At 75.7% G+C, this 1,947-nt stretch carries 2 protein-coding genes; one reads left to right on the top strand and one right to left on the bottom strand.

Features of this window, described 5'->3' with window-relative positions; genetic code table 11:
* Positions 1 to 808: PH domain-containing protein (locus NBM05_RS15230; RefSeq protein ID WP_254169180.1), on the bottom strand; the 808-nt coding region annotated here is incomplete at its 3' end.
* On the opposite strand from NBM05_RS15230, the gene NBM05_RS15225 reads away from it, so the two are divergent.
* Positions 807 to 1,745: a Rossmann-like and DUF2520 domain-containing protein gene (locus NBM05_RS15225; protein WP_254169178.1), complete on the top strand. Its 939-nt coding sequence runs from the start codon at positions 807 to 809 to the stop codon at positions 1,743 to 1,745. The two genes, NBM05_RS15230 and NBM05_RS15225, sit on opposite strands and share 2 nt — an antisense overlap.
* The last annotated feature ends 202 nt before the right edge of the window (positions 1,746 to 1,947 follow it).

Below are 1,947 nucleotides of genomic sequence, written 5' to 3'. Positions count from 1 at the left end.
GCACGAGGCCGGTGACCGGCCCGCCCACCGAGTGCAGCTGCACGTCGGCGAGGTCGAGGCGCCGGTCCAGCGGGCCGGCGGTCAGGCGCAGCGACTGCACCTTGGCGTGCGGGACCACCGCGAGCCGCCGGCGGAGCCTGCCGCCCCTGACCAGCAGCAGGTCCGGGGTGGTCGCGTAGCCGTTGCGGCGGTAGGTCAGGGGGTCCACCCAGCGGGCGGAGCGCGGCGAGACGGTGAAGCCGTCGTCGGCGCCCGAGCCCTCGAGCGCCGACCGCAGCTGATGCCCGTCGACGCCGCCGCGCTCGGGGCGCTCGACCACGTAGGGCAGGACGCGCATGAGCTCCTGGCCCGTGCCCACCGGCAGCAGGACGTTGCGGGTGCTGTCGGCGCCCGAGGCGCCGATCCCCGCGGAGTTGATGACCAGCTTGAACCACCCGAAGGGGCGCCACAGCAGGGGCTGCTCGATCCCCACGGCCTGGATCCTCCCCAGCGGGATCGTCTGGGTGCGGGTCGAGGTGAGCCCGTAGCGCACCTTCAGGCCCTCCGCGGTGAGGCCGAGGCGGAAGTTTGCGGTGGAGCTGAGGCGCCCCCACCCGCCGGTGACGAGCCCGAACAGCGCGGGCGCCAGCACCGCCAGGGAGACCCCGGGCAGGCTCACGACGTTGAGCACGAGCACGGCGACCAGCGCCAGGACCAGGAAGATCCCGTAGCCGCCGACGCCGGGCGGGGCACCGGCCGCCCCGAGCAGGCCGCCGGCCCCGCCGGGCGAGACGCCGGCCCCGTCACCGAACCAGAAGGAGCAGAGCATGAGTGACCCGTCCCTGCGGCCCGGCCGCCTCGGCGTCGGCGTGATCGGCGCCGGGAAGGTGGGGGCGGTGCTGGGCGCCGCTCTGCGCGCCGCCGGCCACGCGGTCGTCGGTGTCCACGCCGTCTCGGAGGAGTCCCGGACCCGCGCCGAGGCCCTCCTGCCGGACATCCCGGTGCTGCCCGTGCCGCAGATCGTGGAGCGCAGCGAGGTGGTGCTGCTCGCGGTGCCCGACGACGCCCTGGAGCCCCTCGTGACCGGCCTCAGCGCCGGCGGGCACTTCAGCGCGGGCCAGATCCTGATCCACACCTCGGGCCGCTACGGCATCGAGGTCCTGCGGGCCGCGCGCGCGGACGGGGCGATCGGCATCGCGATGCATCCGGCCATGACGTTCACCGGCCTGTCCCTGGACCTCGCCCGGCTGCAGTCGGCCACCTTCGGCATCACCGCACCCGGCCCGTTCCTGCCCATCGCGCAGGCGCTGGCCGTGGAGATGGGCGGGGAGCCGGTGGTGATCGCCGAGGGGGACCGGCCGCTGTACCACGCGGCCCTCTCGCACGCCTCCAACCACATGGTCACCCTGATCGGCCAGGCCTCGCAGATCCTGGAGGGGATCGGCGTCGAGGACCCCGCCCACGTGCTGGGCCCGCTGCTCAAGGCGACCCTCGACAACGCGCTGGCCTCCGGGGACGCAGCGCTCACCGGGCCCGTGGTCCGGGGCGATGCGGGCACCGTGGGCGCCCACCGGGAGATCCTCGCCGGGTTCGCCGCCGAGGAGGGGGCCCCCGACGTCGACGACGCCTACCTCGCGATGGCCCGCGCGACCGCCGACCGGGCCCGCTCCCGGGGCGCCCTCAGCGAGGAGGGACACGCCCGGGTCCTCCGTGCGCTGGATCTCGAACGGGGCCCCGAGGATGAAGCCGAGGGCGGCGGGCAGTAGAATCCTGTGGCGGTAGTCTGTGCTCCGGTCCGCTCGGCGGGGGGCTCCCCCCCCCCCCCGGGGCGCGGCCCCGGTTGTCCTCCGCTGGCACCGGCGCGAGCCGGTCCCACAGGAAGAACAGCCCCGCGGCGACGATCATGCTGGCCCCCGCCCACAGGTTGATGTGGATCCCGCCGGTGGGGGCGGTGTCCGCGGCCGGGTC

This window comes from Rothia santali, from assembly GCF_024199905.1.
Taxonomy (GTDB): Bacteria; Actinomycetota; Actinomycetes; order Actinomycetales; family Micrococcaceae; genus Rothia; species Rothia santali.
This window is presented reverse-complemented; position numbering and strand designations above follow the sequence as displayed.

Coding starts and splice junctions, on each gene's coding strand:
- NBM05_RS15225 (WP_254169178.1), top strand. CDS start 807: ATGAGTGACCCGTCCCTGCGGCCCGGCCGCCTCGGCGTCGGCGTGATC.